This is a genomic window from Streptomyces sp. NPDC057939, assembly GCF_042887545.1.
In the GTDB taxonomy this organism is placed as follows: domain Bacteria; phylum Actinomycetota; class Actinomycetes; order Streptomycetales; family Streptomycetaceae; genus Streptomyces.
The window spans coordinates 1-17514 of record NZ_JBHVPG010000031.1 but is presented as its reverse complement, the minus strand read 5'-3'; the positions used below and the strand labels follow the sequence as shown (position 1 = coordinate 17514).

Genomic DNA, 17514 nt, shown 5'->3' with positions numbered 1-17514 from the left:
ACGGTGACCCCCTCCTCCACGTGCGCGGCCCTGCCGGGCGGCTACTCGTAGACGGCCAGGTCCGCGATGACGGAGAAGCCGATCCCGTAGGCGCTCATGCCCCGTCCGTAGGCACCCAGGTGGACGCCGCCGGGGGTGGAGCCGGCGAGCACCCATCCGAACTCGGACTCGCGGTAGTGGAAGGGCGTCGGCTCCCCGTCGACCGGCAGGGACAGCGTGGACCAGTCCTCGCCGCCGAGGTCGTCGGCGAGCTCCCAGGCGGCCTCGGTCTGCTGGTCGAGCCAGTCGCTGCGCAGGGAGTGGTCCATCTGCCCGGGCCAGCTGTACGAGAGCAGTCCGGAGCCGGCCAGCCAGGCCGCCGAGGAGACCGAGGTGGCCTCCAGGGTGCCCGTGCCGTCGCCGCTGCGGCGCAACGGGTTGCTGGCCACGGTGATCACCACCGCGAAGCGTTCCTTCTCGCCGGTGGCGATCTCCCCGCGGGCGGAGGGCTCGTCACCGTGGCCGGTGGAGCCGTGCTCGACGGTGCCGTCGGCGCCGGTGCCGACCTGCATGAGCCAGCGGCGGCCGGTGAAGGCCCCGTCCAGCCCGTACCAGGGGAAATCCGCGCTCAGGTACCCCTCCGCCGTCCGGCGGGCCGCCGGGACGGGCGCAGCGGTGTCCTGGGGTTGTCCGGGCGCCCCTTGGGGATCCTGGGCGGTGTGCTCGGTCTGCGGGGGTGCGGCGGCAGGGATTTCGGCGGGCTGTGCGCCCACCCGGCTACTGCGCGTCGTCTCCATCTGGGCGGCCTCTCGTTCCGTCGGGTCCGGAACGGCCCTCCCCCTCGCTTCGCTGGGGGGACCCCCTCCCTCGGGCGTCTTCGGTCCGGACAGATGGAGGATAGCCATCCGACCCGGGATCGCCGGGCAGGCGGCGGCTCAGGTGGCGTCGGCGTCGAAGGGCGTGCGCGGCTCGGGCGCCGGGGCGGCGGGCTTCTTCAGCAGGTCCGGGCCGGTTCCGGCGGCGGGCGTGGCGGCGGCCTCGGCGGCCGGGTTCTCCTTGCCGTTGACCGCGTCCGTGACGTCGGTCAGTTCCTTGCGGAGGTCGAAGCTGGTCCGGAGTTCCTTGAGGTCCTCGTTCTCCGTGAGCTGCTTGCGGATGAACGTCTTCGGATTCAGGTCCTCGAACTCGAAGTCCTTGAATTCCGGGCCGAGTTCGGAGCGGATGTCCTGTTTGGCACTGTCGGAGAACGACCGGATCTTGCGGATCACGTTCGAAACGTCCTGGATCACCTTCGGCAGCTTGTCCGGGCCGAAGACGAGGATGGCGAGAACCACGATGGTGACCAGTTCGAGTGCGCCTATGTCGTTGAACACCTTGCCGCTCCTCGGCTCTCTCCACGTCGGGCCAGGACAACGGTACCCGGCGATGACCTCGGCCCCCTACGCCGGTGCCGGCCCTTTCCCGGATTCACCCGGCCGTCACCCCGCATTCGGCCTCAGGAGCCGTTCGCGGATCCGAGCACCACGTCCAGCGTGCGCTCCTTTCCGTCGCGGAGCACGGTCAGCCGGAGCGGATCGCCGGGGCGGTGGGCGCGGATCTTGATGATCAGCTCGTCGCCGCCCTGCACCCTGACCCCGTCGACCTTGGTGATCACGTCGCCCGGCTTGATGCCGGCGCGGGCGCCGGGCCCGTCGGCGACCACCGGCGGCTTGCCGTCCTCGCCCTTGGTCCCGACGCGGGCGCCGTCGCCCTTGAACTGCATGTCCAGGGTGACGCCGATGACGGGGTGGGTGGCGCGGCCGGTGCGGATCAGCTCCTCGGCGACGCGCTTGCCCTGGTTGACCGGGATGGCGAAGCCCAGGCCGATGCTGCCGCTCTGGCGGGAACCGGACTCGTCGTCCTCGCCCTGGTCCGCGCCGCGGATGGCGCTGTTGATGCCGATGACGTGGGCGCGGGAGTCGAGCAGCGGTCCGCCGGAGTTGCCCGGGTTGATGGGGGCGTCGGTCTGGAGGGCGTCCACGTAGCTGATGTCGCTGCCGTCGCCCTTGTCGCCGCCCGCCGTGATGGGGCGGCCCGTCGCGCTGATGATGCCCGCGGTGACGGTGTTGGAGAGGTCGAAGGGAGCGCCGATGGCCACCACCGGGTCGCCGACCTTGACGTTCTCGGAGTTGCCCAGGGCCAGCGGCCGCAGGCCCCGTACGCCGGTGACCTTCACGACGGCCAGGTCGTAGCCGCCGTCGCGGCCGACCAGGGTGGCGGGCACGCTCTCGCCGGTGCTGAAGGTGACCGTTATGTCCTTGGCGCCTGCGACCACGTGGTTGTTCGTCAGGATGTGGCCCTGGGAGTCGAGGACGAAGCCCGTTCCGGTGCCCCCGCCCGCGCCGCCCGCGACGTGCAGGGTGACCACTCCGGGCAGGGCGGTCGCGGCGATCCCGGCCACGCTGTCCGGCGCCCGACCCTTGTTCTCCGCGGCCGCCTGCGGGAGCTCCAGGCGGGTGCTGCTGCGCCGCTCGGCGACGATCCCGAGGTAGCCGCCGATACCGCCCGCGAGGAGCGCGATCACGGCGCCGAAGGCGGCCAGCTGCCACAGCCGGGGCGCCCGGGGGGCGTGGCCCATGTCCGCGACCTGGAGCGGGCGGTCCGCCCAGGGGTCGTAGCGGGGGCCGGAGCCCGGCGCGGCGTCGGGGAACGCGAAGGGGTCCCAGGGCCCCTCGTCGGCGGCGGCCGGCACGCCCGCGGCGGGCTCCCGGTCCGGGGCGGGACCGTCGGACGGGGTCCCGCCCGCCGGTCCCGCCGGCCTGCTCCACCACCGCGGAGCCGGCGGCCGATCATCGGGGTCCGCGCCGGAGGAGTCCCCGCCGTCGGCCCGCGAAGTGCCGTCGGGCATCCCGTGGGGCTCCGCGGCGGACTGCGGACCGTCGAGCTGCGGACCGTCGGACTGTCGCGCCTCGGGGAGCGGGCCGGCGGGGAGGTCGGCGGGCGCGGCGGCGGAGGGGTCGGTGCCGGAGGGGTCGGTGCCGGAGGGGTCGGTGCCGGAGGGGTCGGTGCCGGAGGGGTCGGTGCCGGAGGACCCGTCGGCGGAGGTCGCCCGGTCCGCGGGGCCGACGGTGACGGCCCGGGCTTCCGGTTCCTGGGCGGGCGGCTGCTGACGGTCGGGCTGCTGACTGTCGGACATGGATGCTCCCCCGCGTGCCTGTCGCACCGCACGGCGGCGCATCTGCCGCAGATTCAACCAGGTACCCGGGCCCACCGGGGGCCCGGGTCCGGCGGCCCTTCCGGCTCAGCGGGAGAGCGAAACCGGCTGCGCGGTGGCCGGGGTGGCGGTGGCGGTCACGGGCAGGTGACCGGACGGACCCAGGCTGGGCACGCCGCCGGGACTGGGCAACCGGTCCCGCACGACCGCCGACAGCGGCACCGCGGGGCCGGGCCGGGAGGCCGGCGCCTCGCCCCGGGCGTTCGGCTCCACCGCCTCCAGCGGCAGCGAGCCGCCGAGCGCGATCGCGGCCAGCGACACGGCTCCCGCCGCGACGAAGGCGAGTCGGTGTCTGGGCCGGCCCACCTCATGGATGCGGAAGCCTTCGCGGCGGGCGGCCGGGGCCGCGTACGCGAAGCCCCCGAAGGGCTCGGCGCCCGGCGGAGGGGTGAGACCCGGCCCGCGGGGGACTCCGGACGGGCCCGAGGCCCCCGGTGGTCCCGACAGACCGTCAACCGCACCTCCCGGCAGGCCTTGGAGCCGGGCGAGCAGCCCGGCGGACACCGGTGGTGGCGCGCTCTCCACGAACATGGTCTTCAGACGGCGCTGGGCATCGGCCTCGGCCTTGCACTTGGCGCAGGTCGCCAGGTGGGCCAGGACGCGCTCCCGGGCGTCGTGGTTCAGCTCACCGTCCACGAGGGCGGCGAGCCGGTCACCCAGGTGCTGTTCGGCGGGGGACGGACTGGCTCCGCTCACTCGGCTCCGCCCTCTCCCCCGGCGCCCGGGGCGCCCACCGCCACCCCGGCCAGCGCACGCTGTTCGGCGCGCGCCTGCGGGGACCGGTGCTTGAGCGCCTTGCGCAGGTGCGAGCGACCGCGGTGGATGCGACTGCGGACGGTGCCGAGCTTCACCCCGAGGGTGGCGGCGATCTCCTCGTAGGACAGTCCCTCGATGTCGCACAGCACCACGGCGGCACGGAACTCCGGCGCGAGGGTGTCCAGCGCCTGCTGCACGTCCGCGTCGAAGTGGGTGTCGTGGAGGACCTGCTGGGGGGACGGCTCGCGGCTCGGCAGCCGCTCCGCGGCGTCGTCGGCGAGGGCGTCGAAGCGGATCCGCTGCTTTCGGCGCACCATGTCCAGGAAGAGGTTGGTGGTGATGCGGTGCAGCCAGCCCTCGAAGGTTCCCGGCGTGTACGTGGACAGCGACCGGAAGACGCGGACGAAGACTTCCTGGGTGAGGTCCTCGGCGTCGTGCTGGTTGCCCGTCAGACGGTAGGCGAGGCGGTACACCCGCGCGCTGTGCGTGCTGACGATCTCCTCCCACGTGGGAGGGGTCCACGCCTGGGAGCCCGCATCGGCGGCAAAGGTCGCGGTGGTTGCGGTGTCGGCGGTGTGGAAGCGGTCAGCAATGTCGGTCACGGATTTCGGCTCACCCGCCGACCAGAAGAAGCGTCTGAGGACGCCTCCACGATCCACAGGCGCAGCCGCACCTCCCCTATCGGCTCTGGTGGTGTCCAGTGGAGCCCCTACCATAACCACCCCTCCCGTCAGCTCCGGATAAGCGTTTTTACGTTAACTTTGCACGGGCCTCGGGGCCCCGGCCGCCGATCTGCCCGCTGCCGTCCCCTCCGTCCCGCGTCTACCCCTCCCAACGCCCGGTCCCATCTGCGGGTTCCCGACGCCAGCGGATACAGTCACCGTTGCGCCAACTATGGGGACAGGAGAGGGTCATTAGCGGCAACCGGCAGACGAGCTGGGCGTTCGCCGACGCGTTTGTCGCCGAGGACGACGCTCTGCGATGGGCCCGCGACCGGTCCAGGGAAGCGGGCCTGCGTTCCGTCTCCCCCGGTACCGGGGCCGCGCTGCGCCTGCTCGCCGCCACCGCGGACGCCAAGGCGGTCGCCGAGATCGGTACCGGCACCGGTGTCTCCGGCATCCACCTGCTCCACGGAATGCGCCCGGACGGCGTCCTGACCACCGTCGATCCCGAACCCGACCGGCAGGCCTTCGCCCGCCAGGCGTTCCGCGCCGCCGGCTTCGCGGGCAACCGGGCGCGCTTCATCCCCGGCCGCGCGCTGGACGTACTGCCCCGGCTCGCGGACGGCGGGTACGACCTCGTCTTCTGCGACGGCGACCCCGCCGAGTCCCTCGACTACCTCGCCGAATCGTTGCGCCTGCTGCGCCCCGGCGGGCTGGTGTGCTTCGAGGGGGTCTTCTCCGACGGCCTCACCGTCGACTCCACGGCCGTCCACATAGAGGTGACCCGGGTGCGCGAGCTGCTGCGCAGCGTCCGGGAGAGTCCGGCCCTGGAGGCCGCGCTGCTCCCGGTGGGTGACGGCCTGCTGTGCGCGGTCCGTCGCTGAGTCCCGTACGGGGCGGGCGGAAGGCGTCCGGCCCGGATCCGGGGCGGATCCGACCCGCCGCGGCGTCCACCGGGGGCGGACGCGACACCGCCCCGGACGCAGGAGCGGCCGGGGCGGTGCAGAGATGGTTCAGATGGTGCCGACGCTTCAGCCGACGACCTTCTTCAGGGCGTCACCCAGGGCGTCCGCTTCGTCCGGAGTCAGCTCGACGACGAGCCGACCGCCGCCCTCGAGCGGTACGCGCATGACGATGCCCCGCCCCTCCTTGGTGACCTCGAGCGGGCCGTCGCCCGTCCGCGGCTTCATGGCCGCCATGCTCGTTCCCCTTCCTGAAACCAGCTCATCGTCAGCCGACGGCCCCGTTCAGGCGCCTAGTACCCGGCATCGAACACATTGCTTCCCGGCCATTATCCCGCATGTCAGGACCCGATGACCAACATCGGTTGGGAACGCTTGCGCAACGCGCTCTGCCAAAACCACTCATTTCGGGGACCCGCCTGCGATACTTCGCCGCTGCTCCCGGGGGACGGCCCCCGCTTTGTTTGACGCACATCACATGTCCCGCGGTCCCGGCGTCCGCCATGCTGACCCTTGCACCGGCCGGTACCGGCCGGTAGCCAAGCCCGCGACGAAGGGGGACCCCCTGCCATGGCCGACAGCGTGCTCTACGAAGTGACCGACGGACTCGCGACCATCACGATCAACCGTCCGGACGCGATGAACGCCATGAACACGGAGGCCAAGGTCGCCCTGCGCGACGCGGCCCTGGCCGCGGCGGCGGACGCCGGGGTGCGGGCCGTCCTGCTCACCGCGGCGGGCACCCGGGCGTTCTGCGTGGGTCAGGACCTCAAGGAGCACATCGGGAACCTGGCGGCGGACCGCGAGAACGGCTCGTCCCTGACGATGGACACCGTCGCCGACCACTACAACCCGATCGTCCGGGCGCTGACGGAGATGCCCAAGCCCGTGGTGGTCGGCGTCAACGGCGTCGCGGCCGGGGCCGGCTTCGGTTTCGCCCTGGCGGCGGACTACCGGGTGGTCTCGGAGGAGGCGTCCTTCAACACCTCCTTCGCGGGGGTCGCGCTGACCGCCGACTCCGGCGTGTCCTGGACGCTGCCCCGCCTGATCGGCGCGTCCCGCGCCGCCGACCTGCTGCTGTTCCCCCGCTCGGTGAAGGCGCGCGAGGCGTACGAGCTCGGCATCGCGAACCGCCTGGTGCCCGCGGCGGACCTGCACGCGGAGGCCGAGTCCGTGGCCCGCACCCTCGCGCAGGGCCCCACGGTGGCCTACGCCGCACTGAAGGAGTCCCTGGCGTACGGGGCCTCCCGCACCCTCCCCGAGGCCCTGGAGCGCGAGGAGGCCCTCCAGGCCCGCGCCGGGGCCTCCGAGGACCACTCCATCGCCGTCCAGGCCTTCCTCGCCAAGCAGCCGCCGAAGTACCTGGGCCGCTGACGCACCGCCCGTCGTCCTCCCGCGTGGCTCAGGCCCCGCGGGAGACGCAGCCCACCAGGTGGTCGTCGACCAGTCCGCAGGCCTGCATCAGCGCGTAGGCCGTCGTGGGGCCGACGAACCGGATCCCGGCCTTCTTCAGGGCCTTGGCCAGGGCCGTGGACTCGGGGGTGACCGCCGGGACGTCCGCCACGGTCCTGGGGGCCGGGCCCGGCTCCTCCGGTGCGTGGGACCAGATCAGCTCGTCCAGCTCCCCCGGCTTCCAACCGGCGAGCTCCTTCGCGTTGGCGAGGGTGGCCTCGATCTTGGCCCGGTTGCGGATGATCCCCTCGTCGGCCAGCAGCCGCTGCGCGTCCGACGCGTCGAAGCGGGCGACGGCCGCGATCTCGAAGCCCGCGAACGCCGTGCGGAAGCCCTCGCGGCGGCGCAGGATCGTCAGCCAGGACAGGCCCGACTGGAAGGCCTCCAGGCACAGCCGCTCGTACAGGGCGTCGTCGCCGTGGACCGCCCTGCCCCACTCGGTGTCGTGGTAGGCGACGTAGTCCTCGGTGGACAGCCCCCACGGGCAGCGCAGGACGCCGTCCGGGCCGGCGGCGGGCCCACCGCTCACCGCGCGTCCTTGGTCAGGTCGATCGAGGCGTCGGCGGGCGCCGCGTCCCGGGGCGCCGCGGCGGCCGACAGCTCCGCGATCCGCGCGTCCCGTTCGGCCAGCTCGGCCCCGAGCCGGTCCAGCACGTCGTCCACCTCGGCCATCCGGTAGCCCCTCGGGGCGACCGGCAGCCGCAGGGCGTCGATGTCCGACCGCACGACCGGCCGGCTCTCCGGCAGCCCGTCGGCCACCCGGTCCGGCTCGGCCTCGGGCAGTACGGCCTCCGAACCGCCGCCGACCACCGCGAGGGTGACCGCGGCCACGACCACGACCAGCGCGATCAGCAAGAACCAGAACACGATCAACTCCCCTGAGAGGCTCCGGCCACCAGGTTAAGGTCACAGACGAGGCGCAAGGGTCGCCGAAGGAGGAAAGAGCAGGATGCTGCGACTGGGCAGACGAGAGTTCGCCACCCACGAGCCGGTGATCATGGCCATCGTGAACCGGACTCCCGACTCCTTCTACGACCAGGGCGCGACGTTCCACGACGAGCCCGCGCTGGACCGGGTCGAGCGGGCCGTGGCCGAGGGCGCGGCGATCATCGACATCGGCGGGGTGAAGGCGGGTCCCGGGGAGCACGTCGACGCCGCCGAGGAGGCCCGGCGCACCGTCGGTTTCGTGGCCGAGGTGCGGCGCCGCCACCCCGACGTGGTGATCAGCGTGGACACCTGGCGGCACGAGGTCGGCGAGGCCGTGTGCGAGGTCGGCGCGGACCTGCTGAACGACGCGTGGGGCGGGGTGGACCCCAAGCTCGCGGAGGTCGCGGCGCGCTACGACGCGGGCCTGGTGTGCACCCACGCGGGCGGGGTGGAGCCGCGGACGCGGCCGCACCGCACCTCGTACGAGGACGTGATGGAGGACATCCTCGCCGTCACGGTCGGACTCGCGGAGCGCGCGGTGGCGCTCGGCGTCCGCCGGGACGCGATCATGATCGATCCGGGGCACGACTTCGGGAAGAACACCCGCCACTCGCTGGAGGCGACCCGCCGGCTCGGCGAGATGACCGCCACCGGCTGGCCGGTGCTGGTGTCGCTCTCGAACAAGGACTTCGTCGGCGAGAGCCTCGACAAGCCGGTCAAGGAGCGTCTGCTGGGCACCCTGGCGACCACGGCCGTCTCGGCGTGGCTGGGGGCCCGGGTCTACCGGGTCCACGAGGTCGCGGAGACGCGACAGGTCCTCGACATGGTGGCTTCGATCCAGGGACACCGCCCGCCGGCGGTCGCCCGCCGCGGCCTGGCCTGAGCCCGCGGCGGCCCCGACCGTCCTCCCCCGGCGGTCGGCCGCCGGGGGGTGGAACGGTGGGCGCGCGGAGCGGCGGTTGCTACTTGCCGACTTCCTTCGTCACCAGGGCGATCGCCTCGTCCACGTCGTCCGTCACGTGGAACAGGTGGAGGTCCTTCTCCGAGGCCTTGCCCTGGGCGATCACCGTGTTGCGCAGCCAGTCGATCAGGCCGCTCCAGTACTCCGTGCCGAACAGCACGATCGGGAAGCGGGTGATCTTCTGGGTCTGGACCAGGGTCAGCGCCTCGAACATCTCGTCGAGGGTGCCGAGGCCGCCCGGCAGGACCACGAAGCCCTGGCTGTACTTCACGAACATCGTCTTGCGGACGAAGAAGTAACGGAAGTTCAGCCCGAGGTCGACGTGCTCGTTGAGCCCCTGCTCGAAGGGCAGCTCGATGCCGAGCCCGACGGAGATGCCGCCGCCGTCGCGCGCGCCCTTGTTGGCCGCCTCCATCGCGCCCGGGCCGCCGCCGGTGATGACGGCGAAGCCCGCGTCGACGAGGGCCCGTCCGATCCGTACGCCGGAGTCGTACTCCGGCGAGTCGACCGGGGTGCGGGCCGAACCGAACACGCTGATCGCGGGCGGCAGCTCGGCGAGCGTGCCGAAGCCCTCGATGAACTCCGACTGGATGCGCAGGACCCGCCAGGGATCGGTGTGCACCCACTCGGAGGGCCCGGCCGAGTCCAACAGCCGCTGGTCCGTCGTACTGCCCGCCTGCACCTGGCTCCGCCTGCGCAGCACGGGCCCGAGCTGTTGCTCCTCGGGCCGCCGACGGGCGTCCCCTTCGGAATTGCGGTGGTTGCCCATGATGTGCTCCCTCCTGCTGATCGTTGGATCAGGTTAGGCGCACAAAGGTGACGAGAAGGGGAATTTACGAGGTCAGCCAGGCGCGGAGTCGTTCTTCGCAGTGGAGGATCGCCTTCGTCTCCACGCGTTCGTCGACCTTGTGGGCCAGCAGGGCGTCCCCGGGGCCGTAGTTGACCGCCGGCACCCCGAGGGCGCTGAAGCGGGCCACGTCCGTCCAGCCGAACTTCGGCATGGCGCGGCCGCCGACCGCCTCCATGAAGGCCGCGGCGGCCGGGTGGGACAGGCCGGGCAGGGCGCCGCCGGAGTGGTCGTCGATCACGAACTCGGCGATGTCGCAGTCGGCGAACACCTCCTTGACGTGGGCGAGGGCGTCCTCGGCGCTGCGGTCGGGGGCGTAGCGGAAGTTCACGGTGACCGTGCACGCGTCGGGGATGACGTTGTTGGCGACGCCGCCCTCGATGCGGACCGCGTTGAGGCCCTCGTGGTACTCCAGGCCGTCGATGACCGGCCTGCGGGCCTCGTACGCCGCCAGCTTCGCCAGGATCGGGGCGGCGGAGTGGATGGCGTTGGAGCCCATCCAGCTGCGCGCGGAGTGCGCGCGCTCGCCCGCCGTGCGGAGCAGCACGCGCAGGGTGCCCTGGCAGCCGCCCTCGACCTCGGCGTCGGAGGGCTCCAGCAGGACGGCGAAGTCCCCGGTGAGCCAGTCGGGGTGGGCCTCGGCGACCTTGCCGAGGCCGTTGAGGTCGGCGGCGACCTCCTCCTGGTCGTAGAAGACGAAGGTGAGGTCGCGGTTCGGCTCGGGCACGGTCGCGGCGATGCGCAGCTGCACGGCGACCCCGGACTTCATGTCCGTCGTGCCGCAGCCCCACAGGACGTCGTTCTCGTCGAGGCGGGAGGGGACGTTGTCGGCGATCGGCACGGTGTCGAGGTGGCCGGCGAGCACGACGCGCTCGGCGCGGCCGAGGTGCGTACGGGCCACGACGTTGTTGCCGTACCGGTCGACGGTGAGGTGCGGGATGCCGCGCAGCGCGTTCTCCACGAGGTCGGCGAGTACCTTCTCGTCGCCGCTCACGGAGGGGATGTCGACGAGCCGGGCGGTCAGCTCGGCAGCGTCCAGGGTGAGGTCCAGCTCGGATTCGGACATGGACCCGACCCTAACGCCCCGGGATGCCCCGGAACCGGGTCCGTCCGGCCGGTGGACGCGTCATATGCCTCAAGTACGGTAGCCGCGTGTCCGAGACCGATCGCTCCCGTCCCCGGCGCCGCCGCCCGCTCCGCGGGGCCGCGGCACTGTTCGTGCTGCTCGGCCTGGCCGGGTACCTCGTCGTCCAGTACGAGTCCAACGGCGGTGCGGGCGCCCCGTACTGCAAGGTGCGCGACTCCCGTGACGCGGCGGGCGGTGGAACCGCGCGCACCTACGAGTTGAGCCCCGAGCAGGCCCGGTACGCGGCGACGATAGCCGCCGTCGGAACGACTAGGGGGAGGTCCGAGCGGGCCGTGACGATCGCGCTGGCCACCGCCATGCAGGAGTCCGCGCTGCGCAACCTCGACCACGGCGACCGGGACTCGCTGGGCCTCTTCCAGCAGCGCCCCTCGCAGGGCTGGGGCACCCCGGAGCAGATCATGGATCCGGTGTACTCGGCCGGGATCTTCTACGACCGGCTGGAGGACGTCCCCGGGTACGCGGGGATGCCACTGACGGTGGCCGCGCAGAAGGTGCAGCGCAGCGGCTTCCCGGACGCGTACGCGAAGCACGAGCCGGACGCGGCGCTCCTGACCACGGCCTTCACCGGGCGGGCCCGCGGCATGCTGGCCTGCGCCGGCCCGAAGGCACAGCCGGAGGGCGATCCGGCGCGGGTGCGGGACGCGCTCGGCCGTGACTTCGGGGCGGGCGTGCTGCCGAAGGCCGGTGCCCCGCACGGCAGTTCCGCGCCCCGGGACACGAGCGAGGTCTCCCTGCCGGTGCGGGACCAGCGGCGCGGTTGGGAGCTGGCGAACTGGGCCGTCGCGCACGCCTTCGAGCTGGGCATCCAGCGGGTCTCCCACGACGGCATGGCCTGGACCGCCGGCGAGAACCGGGGCGAGTGGGTGCCGAGCGTCCCCGGGGCGTCCGGGTCCGGCGATCCGCGCGCGGCGGGGCCGCAGGACGTGAGGATCTTCCCGACCCGCTCCCGGTGACCGCGGCCGCGCGGACAGGCGTACGAGCCGTCCCCCGCGGGGGGTGGGCGCGCGGCGCCCGCAGCCGGGCGGCGCCGGCACGCGGACCCGCTGGTGGGCGTGCGTGGCGGGAGGGCGTACGGGCATCTCATCCGCTTGTCGCCGAACCCGATTAGCCGACGCATTACCGATCCTTTACCCGGGGCATCCGCAACTCGATCCACCCCGGGAGCGGTTGTACACGGCGTACTCAGCCGCTACCGCTTAGGAGCATCATGTCCCTCCCCCTGACCCGCCGGATCGCCCGTACCGCGCTGCTCCTCGCCGCCGGTACCGCGCCGGTGGTCGGTGCGGCCGGCGTTGCCGCCGCCGCGGGCCTTGAATCCGTGCCGCTGGGCGCGCTCACCGCGCCGGACTCCGCGGGCGCCACCGCCGCGGCGACGGACGCCACGGGCGCCGTCACCGGGGCCGTCCCCGCCACCGGCCCCGCCGGCGAGCTGGCCGGTACGGCGACCAAGACGCTCGGCGGCCTGCCTGTGGGCTCCCTGCCGGTGAGCACCCTGCCCGTGGCCGGCCTGCCGCTGGGCGGCTGACGCCGCCGCGGGAACGCCGAGGGGCCGGGAGCACGCGCTCCCGGCCCCTCGGGCCGTTCCGGGCCCGCCGGGGAGCGGCCCGGCCGAGGCGCCCGACCCGGGTGATCGGCCCGGCGGCTCAGCCCAGGCGCTTGACCGCCGCCGCGACCCGCTCGTCGGTGGCCGTGAAGGCCACGCGGACGAACCGCGCGCCCGCCTCGCCGTAGAAGTCGCCCGGCGCGGCCAGGATGCCGAGTTCGGCCAGGTGGGCGACGGTGTCCCAGCAGGGCTCGTCCCGGGTCACCCACAGGTACAGGCTGGCCTCGCTGTGCTCGACGCGGAAGCCGTGGGCCTCCAGGGCCGTGCGCAGGGCCTCGCGGCGGGCGGCGTAGCGGCCGCGCTGCTCGGCCACGTGGGCGTCGTCGCCCAGGGCCGCGACGACGGCGGCCTGCACCGGGGCCGCGGTCATCATCCCGCCGTGCTTGCGGATCTCCAGCAGCTCGCCGAGCACGTCGGCGTCACCGGCGATGAAGGCGGCCCGGTAGCCCGCCAGGTTGGACCGCTTGGACAGGGAGTGGACGGCGACGATGCCCTCGTAGGAACCGCCGCAGACCTCGTCGTGGAGGACCGAGACGGGCTCCGCCTCCCAGCCGAGCTCCAGGTAGCACTCGTCGCTGAAGAGCAGGATCCCGTGCTCGCGCGCCCAGGCCACGATCCGGATCAGATCCTCCTTGGGGAGGACCCTGCCGGTGGGGTTGGACGGGGAGTTGAGCCACAGCAGCTTCACGCCGGCCGGGTCGAGGTCGGTCGGGTCGTCGTAGACGACGGCCTCCGCGCCGCACAGCCGGGCGCCGACCTCGTACGTCGGGTAGGCCAGGCGCGGGTAGGCGACCTTGTCGCCGGCGCCGAGGCCGAGCTGGGTCGGCAGCCAGGCGACGAGCTCCTTGGAGCCGACCACCGGCAGGACGTTGCGGTGTCCGGCGGCGCTCGCGCCGAGCCGGCCGCGCAGCCAGCCCGTGATCGCGTCGCGCAGGGCGACCGTCCCCCAGACCGTCGGGTAGCCCGGGGAGTCCGCGGCGGCCTTCAGGGCGCCCTGGATCAGCTCCGGAACCGGGTCGACGGGCGTGCCGACCGACAGGTCGACGATGCCGTCCGGGTGGGCCGCGGCCGTCGCCTTGTACGGCTCCAGCTTGTCCCAGGGAAAGGCGGGAAGGCGGTCGGATACTGCGGCCACGGGGGTCTCTGCTCTCTCTGGGTACGCGCTGGGTGCGGGTGGTGAAACGGCTCGGTCCCGTGCGGCACGGATGCCGGACGGGACCGAGGAGCGTCTGCCGTGAACGGTCAGTGCTGCGGGTTGATGTCCGCCGGCAGCGCCGCGACGAAGGGGTGGTCGCGCTCGATCAGGCCGAGCTTGGAGGCACCACCGGGCGAACCGAGCTCGTCGAAGAACTCGACGTTCGCCTTGTAGTAGTCCTTCCACTCCTCCGGGGTGTCGTCCTCGTAGAAGATGGCCTCGACCGGGCAGACCGGCTCACACGCGCCGCAGTCGACGCACTCGTCCGGGTGGATGTACAAGGACCGCTGGCCCTCGTAGATGCAGTCGACGGGGCACTCTTCGATGCATGCCTTGTCCTTGACGTCGACACAAGGCTCCGCGATGACGTAGGTCACGCTCTCGTTCCTCCTCGGTAGGGCTTTCCATTCGCGCGGGAGCGCGGCGTCGTCGATGCCCGCACCTAGTATCTCCGTTCCCGGGCACGATCCGAACAGGAGGGGCGGACAGAGCTGTGGAAATCACTGCCGGTGGGCTGCTGGAGATCCGAATCACCCCGGCTGACGTGGGTAAACGAGTCTCTGTACGACGGGTGGAGGAGGGGTCGGGGCGCTCCCCCGTCTTCGCCGACGCCGTAGGGGTTCTCACATCCTGGAACGAGGGTGTGCTGACGATCACACGCAAGGACGGCGTGTCCGTCCACATCCCGGAATCATCGCTGGTCGCGGGCAAGACGGTGCCTCCCGCACCCGCCCGCCGCAGAGGTCCGGCGGCTTCCTTCGAGGAACTGGCCCGGGTCACGGCGCGGGCCTGGGTCCCGCTGGAGAGCGAACCGCTCGGGGAGTGGACGTTGCGTGCCGCGGGGGGCTTCACCCGGCGGGCCAACTCCGTCCTCCCGCTCGGCGATCCCGGCATACCCCTGGACGAAGCACTCGGCCGGGTGACCTCCTGGTACGCGGAACGCGACCTTCCGGCGTATGTGCAGGCCGCTACCGGCTCGGTGGGCACGCAGGAGCCGCTCTGCGCGGAGCTGGAACGGCGCGGCTGGGTCAACGAGGTCTCGGCGGAGGTCCGCACCGGCGGCCTGGCCCCGGTCGCGGACCTGGACGCCGACGTGTCGGACGTACGCCTGACCCGAACGCCCGACGAGGCCTGGCTGGGCCGCTACGGCAAGGTCCGGGACCCGGACCTGGCCGCGCGGATGCTCGTGGCGGGCCCCTCCGTGTGGTTCGCCTCGCTCCCCGACGGCAGGGCGGTCGGCCGGTGCGTGGTGGACGGGCGCTGGGCGGGCTTCGGTGCCGTCACGGTCGCCCCGGAGCACCGGCGGCGGGGCCTGGCCACGGCGATCATGACGGCGCTGTCCCGCCGCGCGCTGGAGGAGGGCGCTTCCGCCGCCTGGCTCCAGGTGGAGACGGACAACCCCGGGGCGCGGGCGCTGTACGACGGGATGGGCTTCGCGACGCACCACGCGTACCACCACTTCCGGGACGGGGCGACGCGGTGAGCGCGCGGACGCGGGAGCTGTTCGCGGCGGAGGCCCGCGCGGAGCGGCCCGATCTGGCGCAGTTGTGCCTGCTGCTGGCGGCGGAGGCGGACCCGGACCTCGACGAACGCGCCATGGACTGGGCGCAGATCGAACTGGACCGGCTGGCGGGGATGTTGCCGTACGGGCTGCGGGGCGGGAAGGCCTGGGCCTCGGCACTGACGGAGCTGCTGGGGGGCCGGCTCGGTTTCCACGGCACCCCGGCGGACTACGACCGGCTCTCCTCCTCCCTGCTGCACGAGGTGCTGCGGCGCCGGCGCGGGCTGCCGATCCTGCTGTCCGTGGTCTGGATGGAGGTGGCGCGGCGGGCGGGCGCGCCCGTGTACGGGCTGGGTCTGCCCGGGCACTTCGTGGTGGGCTTCGGGGACCCGGAGGACGGTTTCGTCGCGGACCCCTTCGCGGGCGGCGCCTCGCTCGGCGCGGGCCCCGCGGAGCTGGCGGCGGGGCCGCGCACCCCGGCCCGGACCCACGACATCGTGCTGCGGATCCTGAACAACATCCGGGCCTGGGCCTCGGCCCGCCCGGAGCATTCGGCGGTGGCCCTCTGGTCGCTGGACCTGGCGCTGTCGATGCCCTCGCACCCGGCGGCGTTGCGCTACGAGCGGGCGCGGCTGCTGGTGGAGCGGGGCGCCTTCACGGAGGGCGCGGGCGAACTGGAGGCTTACGCCGAGGTGATGGACGCCGTGGACGCCGAGTCCGCGGCCCGCATCCGCGGTGAGGCCGTGTCGGCCCGCGCGCTGCTGAACTGAGCCCGGGTGCGCGTGAGCCCCCTCCCCGGCCGGGAGGGGGCTCACGTGCCGCGTCGGTGCGCGGCCGGGTGCCGCGGTCAGCCGGCGTTGGTGTCGATGACCGCGATCCGCTCGGCGGGCGTCTTGCCCCTGAGGGCCTTGCCGAGGGCGCCCGCGACGTCCTCGGGGGTCACGGCGGTCTTCGCCCCGGTGCCCCGCGTGACCATGACCCCGTCGAAGGCGTTCCCGTAGGTGGCCTTGAGGGCCTCCAGGTCGTACTTCTCGACGAGGCGGCCGTCCACGGCCGTCATGCTGAGGATCTTCGGCAGGGACCTGGCGCCGAACGGGAGGGACTTGCCGCCCGCCTTGACCGTCGCCGGGGAGGCCATGGCCGGCTCGGCGAACTCCTTCATCGCCCGGTCCAGTTCGGGCTGGTTGATGGTGGGTTCCCGGGTGGTGACCGGGAGTTCGACGGGGGCCGCCTTGCCGCCGCCGACGAGCGCGCCGAAGGCCTTGCGGACCAGGTCCACCGAGCCGTCCACGTCGAGGCCCTCGCCCGCCTTGCCGGGGACGGCGACGGCCTTGCCGGTGTCGAACTTGATGGTCGCCTCGGTGACGCCGCCCGCGCCGCCGGCCAGCTCCTGGAGCGCGTCGCGCAGCTTCTCCTCGTCGACCGGCATGACGGCGTCGGCCGTGCGCTCGACGCCGAAGAGCGAGCCGATGACGGTGACCGGGTTGTAGTCGCTGCCGGCCGCGTTGCGGACGGTGGTCTGCGCGTCGAGGGTGAGCCCGGCCTTCTCCGGCTTCAGCTCGACCTGCTTGCCACCGACGCCGAGCTGGAGGGGGGTCGCGGCACGGGTGCCGAAGGCCTTCTCCAGCTTGTTGACGGCCTCGTCGCGGCTGCCGCTGATGTCGACGCCGAGGACGGTGGTGCCCTTGGGGACGTCGGAGTGGTTCAGGAGCAGCCCGGCGCCGTAGGCCACGCCGGCCAGCGCGATGACGCCGCCGGCGAGGAGGACCACCTTGGAGCGGCCCTTCTTGGCGGGCTTGGCGGGCTTGCCGGCCGGCTTGGCGCCCTTGCTCTGCTTGCCCGCCGGGGGCGCGGGCGGCGTCGGCCGGTTCTGCTTGGGCGGCTGCGGACCGGGCGGGGGCACGGGCGCGACGGGACCGGGCGCCGGGGCCGGCGCGCCGCCCGCCTCGGGGCCCGGCCAGCGCGGGGCCTCGTCGGCGTGCACGGGTACGGTCCCCATCGCGGGCCCGCCCGTCGGCCCGGCGGGCTCCGTGTAGGCGGGGAATGCCTCGGTGACGGGCCCGGCGTCGTACGCCGGGTAGCCCTGCGGCGGCGTGCCGACACCGGGGCCGCCGACGTTCGGGGGCGGCGCGAAGCCGGCGCCGGTGCCGTGCGCGACGGGCGGCTGCGGCGCGCCGTGGCCCGCCGGGGGCGCGAAGCCCGCACCGGGGCCCGGGGCGCCGGGGGCGCCCTGTCCGGCGGGGGCGCCACCGGGCGCCGAGCCGTAGCT

General features: G+C 73.6%; 19 protein-coding genes and 1 pseudogene. 7 read left to right on the top strand and 13 right to left on the bottom strand.

Annotated features, from left to right (window positions below; all coding sequences use genetic code 11):
- Nucleotides 1-41: 41 nt before the first annotated feature.
- The 5 genes from ACFVS6_RS27955 to sigE form a co-directional block, all read right to left on the bottom strand.
- Entirely contained in the window at nucleotides 42-776 is a 735-nt protein-coding gene (locus tag ACFVS6_RS27955) for a hypothetical protein (RefSeq protein ID WP_389708020.1), read from the bottom strand.
- A gap of 138 nt (nucleotides 777-914) precedes the next feature.
- Nucleotides 915-1352 (bottom strand): sec-independent translocase, encoded by a 438-nt coding sequence (locus ACFVS6_RS27950; protein WP_389708018.1) that lies wholly within the window; start codon nucleotides 1350-1352, stop codon nucleotides 915-917.
- A 122-nt stretch (nucleotides 1353-1474) separates the two neighbouring features.
- Nucleotides 1475-3154, bottom strand: coding sequence for a trypsin-like peptidase domain-containing protein (locus tag ACFVS6_RS27945; RefSeq protein WP_389708017.1), 1680 nt, complete (start codon nucleotides 3152-3154; stop codon nucleotides 1475-1477).
- 105 nt (nucleotides 3155-3259) lie between these two features.
- Nucleotides 3260-3928, bottom strand: coding sequence for an anti-sigma factor family protein (locus tag ACFVS6_RS27940; RefSeq protein ID WP_389708015.1), 669 nt, complete (start codon nucleotides 3926-3928; stop codon nucleotides 3260-3262).
- A complete protein-coding gene (sigE, locus tag ACFVS6_RS27935; RefSeq protein ID WP_281210626.1) occupies nucleotides 3925-4704 on the bottom strand; it encodes an RNA polymerase sigma factor SigE in 780 nt (259 codons plus the stop codon). The genes ACFVS6_RS27940 and sigE overlap by 4 nt, the downstream gene beginning before the upstream one ends.
- A 167-nt stretch (nucleotides 4705-4871) precedes the next feature.
- On the opposite strand from sigE, the gene ACFVS6_RS27930 reads away from it, so the two are divergent.
- Nucleotides 4872-5534 (top strand): O-methyltransferase, encoded by a 663-nt coding sequence (locus tag ACFVS6_RS27930; RefSeq protein WP_385575383.1) that lies wholly within the window; start codon nucleotides 4872-4874, stop codon nucleotides 5532-5534.
- A gap of 147 nt (nucleotides 5535-5681) precedes the next feature.
- On the opposite strand, the gene ACFVS6_RS27925 is transcribed toward ACFVS6_RS27930, so the two are convergent.
- On the bottom strand, nucleotides 5682-5849 hold the full coding sequence (locus ACFVS6_RS27925) for a DUF3117 domain-containing protein (protein WP_003966491.1): 168 nt from the start codon (nucleotides 5847-5849) through the stop codon (nucleotides 5682-5684).
- A gap of 333 nt (nucleotides 5850-6182) precedes the next feature.
- On the opposite strand from ACFVS6_RS27925, the gene ACFVS6_RS27920 reads away from it, so the two are divergent.
- Nucleotides 6183-6986: an enoyl-CoA hydratase/isomerase family protein gene (locus ACFVS6_RS27920; protein WP_389708013.1), complete on the top strand. Its 804-nt coding sequence runs from the start codon at nucleotides 6183-6185 to the stop codon at nucleotides 6984-6986.
- Between the two features lie 28 nt (nucleotides 6987-7014).
- Here ACFVS6_RS27920 and ACFVS6_RS27915 read toward each other — a convergent pair whose 3' ends face one another.
- Nucleotides 7015-7593, bottom strand: coding sequence for a DNA-3-methyladenine glycosylase I (locus ACFVS6_RS27915; RefSeq protein ID WP_389708012.1), 579 nt, complete (start codon nucleotides 7591-7593; stop codon nucleotides 7015-7017).
- Nucleotides 7590-7937 (bottom strand): DivIVA domain-containing protein, encoded by a 348-nt coding sequence (locus ACFVS6_RS27910; protein ID WP_389708010.1) that lies wholly within the window; start codon nucleotides 7935-7937, stop codon nucleotides 7590-7592. Before ACFVS6_RS27910 ends, ACFVS6_RS27915 begins: the two co-directional genes overlap by 4 nt.
- A gap of 76 nt (nucleotides 7938-8013) precedes the next feature.
- Between ACFVS6_RS27910 and folP the strand changes: the two genes are divergently transcribed.
- Nucleotides 8014-8874: a dihydropteroate synthase gene (gene folP, locus ACFVS6_RS27905; protein WP_389708009.1), complete on the top strand. Its 861-nt coding sequence runs from the start codon at nucleotides 8014-8016 to the stop codon at nucleotides 8872-8874.
- A 79-nt stretch (nucleotides 8875-8953) separates the two neighbouring features.
- On the opposite strand, the gene ACFVS6_RS27900 is transcribed toward folP, so the two are convergent.
- Both ACFVS6_RS27900 and dapE read right to left on the bottom strand, forming a co-directional pair.
- Nucleotides 8954-9721: a TIGR00730 family Rossman fold protein gene (locus ACFVS6_RS27900; protein ID WP_385575396.1), complete on the bottom strand. Its 768-nt coding sequence runs from the start codon at nucleotides 9719-9721 to the stop codon at nucleotides 8954-8956.
- A gap of 64 nt (nucleotides 9722-9785) precedes the next feature.
- A complete protein-coding gene (dapE, locus tag ACFVS6_RS27895; protein ID WP_389708007.1) occupies nucleotides 9786-10865 on the bottom strand; it encodes a succinyl-diaminopimelate desuccinylase in 1080 nt (359 codons plus the stop codon).
- A gap of 86 nt (nucleotides 10866-10951) precedes the next feature.
- On the opposite strand from dapE, the gene ACFVS6_RS27890 reads away from it, so the two are divergent.
- Nucleotides 10952-11899 (top strand): hypothetical protein, encoded by a 948-nt coding sequence (locus tag ACFVS6_RS27890; RefSeq protein WP_389708005.1) that lies wholly within the window; start codon nucleotides 10952-10954, stop codon nucleotides 11897-11899.
- 254 nt (nucleotides 11900-12153) lie between these two features.
- Nucleotides 12154-12471 (top strand): ATP-binding protein, encoded by a 318-nt coding sequence (locus ACFVS6_RS27885; RefSeq protein ID WP_389708004.1) that lies wholly within the window; start codon nucleotides 12154-12156, stop codon nucleotides 12469-12471.
- A gap of 118 nt (nucleotides 12472-12589) precedes the next feature.
- Here the strand turns inward: ACFVS6_RS27885 and dapC are convergent, their stop codons facing one another.
- Entirely contained in the window at nucleotides 12590-13684 is a 1095-nt protein-coding gene (gene dapC, locus ACFVS6_RS27880; RefSeq protein WP_389708002.1) for a succinyldiaminopimelate transaminase, read from the bottom strand.
- Between the two features lie 107 nt (nucleotides 13685-13791).
- On the bottom strand, nucleotides 13792-14121 hold the full coding sequence (gene fdxA / locus ACFVS6_RS27875) for a ferredoxin (protein ID WP_281211214.1): 330 nt from the start codon (nucleotides 14119-14121) through the stop codon (nucleotides 13792-13794).
- A 116-nt stretch (nucleotides 14122-14237) separates the two neighbouring features.
- Between fdxA and ACFVS6_RS27870 the strand changes: the two genes are divergently transcribed.
- Together ACFVS6_RS27870 and ACFVS6_RS27865 are read left to right on the top strand one after the other, a co-directional pair.
- A complete protein-coding gene (locus ACFVS6_RS27870; RefSeq protein WP_389708001.1) occupies nucleotides 14238-15227 on the top strand; it encodes a GNAT family N-acetyltransferase in 990 nt (329 codons plus the stop codon).
- Nucleotides 15224-16015, top strand: coding sequence for a tetratricopeptide repeat protein (locus ACFVS6_RS27865; protein ID WP_389707999.1), 792 nt, complete (start codon nucleotides 15224-15226; stop codon nucleotides 16013-16015). The genes ACFVS6_RS27870 and ACFVS6_RS27865 overlap by 4 nt, the downstream gene beginning before the upstream one ends.
- Before the next feature lie 77 nt (nucleotides 16016-16092).
- On the opposite strand, the pseudogene ACFVS6_RS27860 reads toward ACFVS6_RS27865, so the two are convergent.
- A pseudogene (locus ACFVS6_RS27860) lies at nucleotides 16093-17514 on the bottom strand (hypothetical protein); the annotation flags it as partial.

Excerpts from the sequence above, each read along its gene's own strand:
- ACFVS6_RS27955 (WP_389708020.1), bottom strand. The coding sequence starts at position 776 with ATGGAGACGACGCGCAGTAGCCGGGTGGGCGCACAGCCCGCCGAAATC.
- ACFVS6_RS27945 (WP_389708017.1), bottom strand. The coding sequence starts at position 3,154 with ATGTCCGACAGTCAGCAGCCCGACCGTCAGCAGCCGCCCGCCCAGGAA.
- sigE (WP_281210626.1), bottom strand. The coding sequence starts at position 4,704 with ATGGTAGGGGCTCCACTGGACACCACCAGAGCCGATAGGGGAGGTGCG.
- ACFVS6_RS27925 (WP_003966491.1), bottom strand. The coding sequence starts at position 5,849 with ATGGCGGCCATGAAGCCGCGGACGGGCGACGGCCCGCTCGAGGTCACC.
- ACFVS6_RS27920 (WP_389708013.1), top strand. The coding sequence starts at position 6,183 with ATGGCCGACAGCGTGCTCTACGAAGTGACCGACGGACTCGCGACCATC.
- folP (WP_389708009.1), top strand. The coding sequence starts at position 8,014 with ATGCTGCGACTGGGCAGACGAGAGTTCGCCACCCACGAGCCGGTGATC.
- ACFVS6_RS27900 (WP_385575396.1), bottom strand. The coding sequence starts at position 9,721 with ATGGGCAACCACCGCAATTCCGAAGGGGACGCCCGTCGGCGGCCCGAG.
- dapE (WP_389708007.1), bottom strand. The coding sequence starts at position 10,865 with ATGTCCGAATCCGAGCTGGACCTCACCCTGGACGCTGCCGAGCTGACC.
- ACFVS6_RS27885 (WP_389708004.1), top strand. The coding sequence starts at position 12,154 with ATGTCCCTCCCCCTGACCCGCCGGATCGCCCGTACCGCGCTGCTCCTC.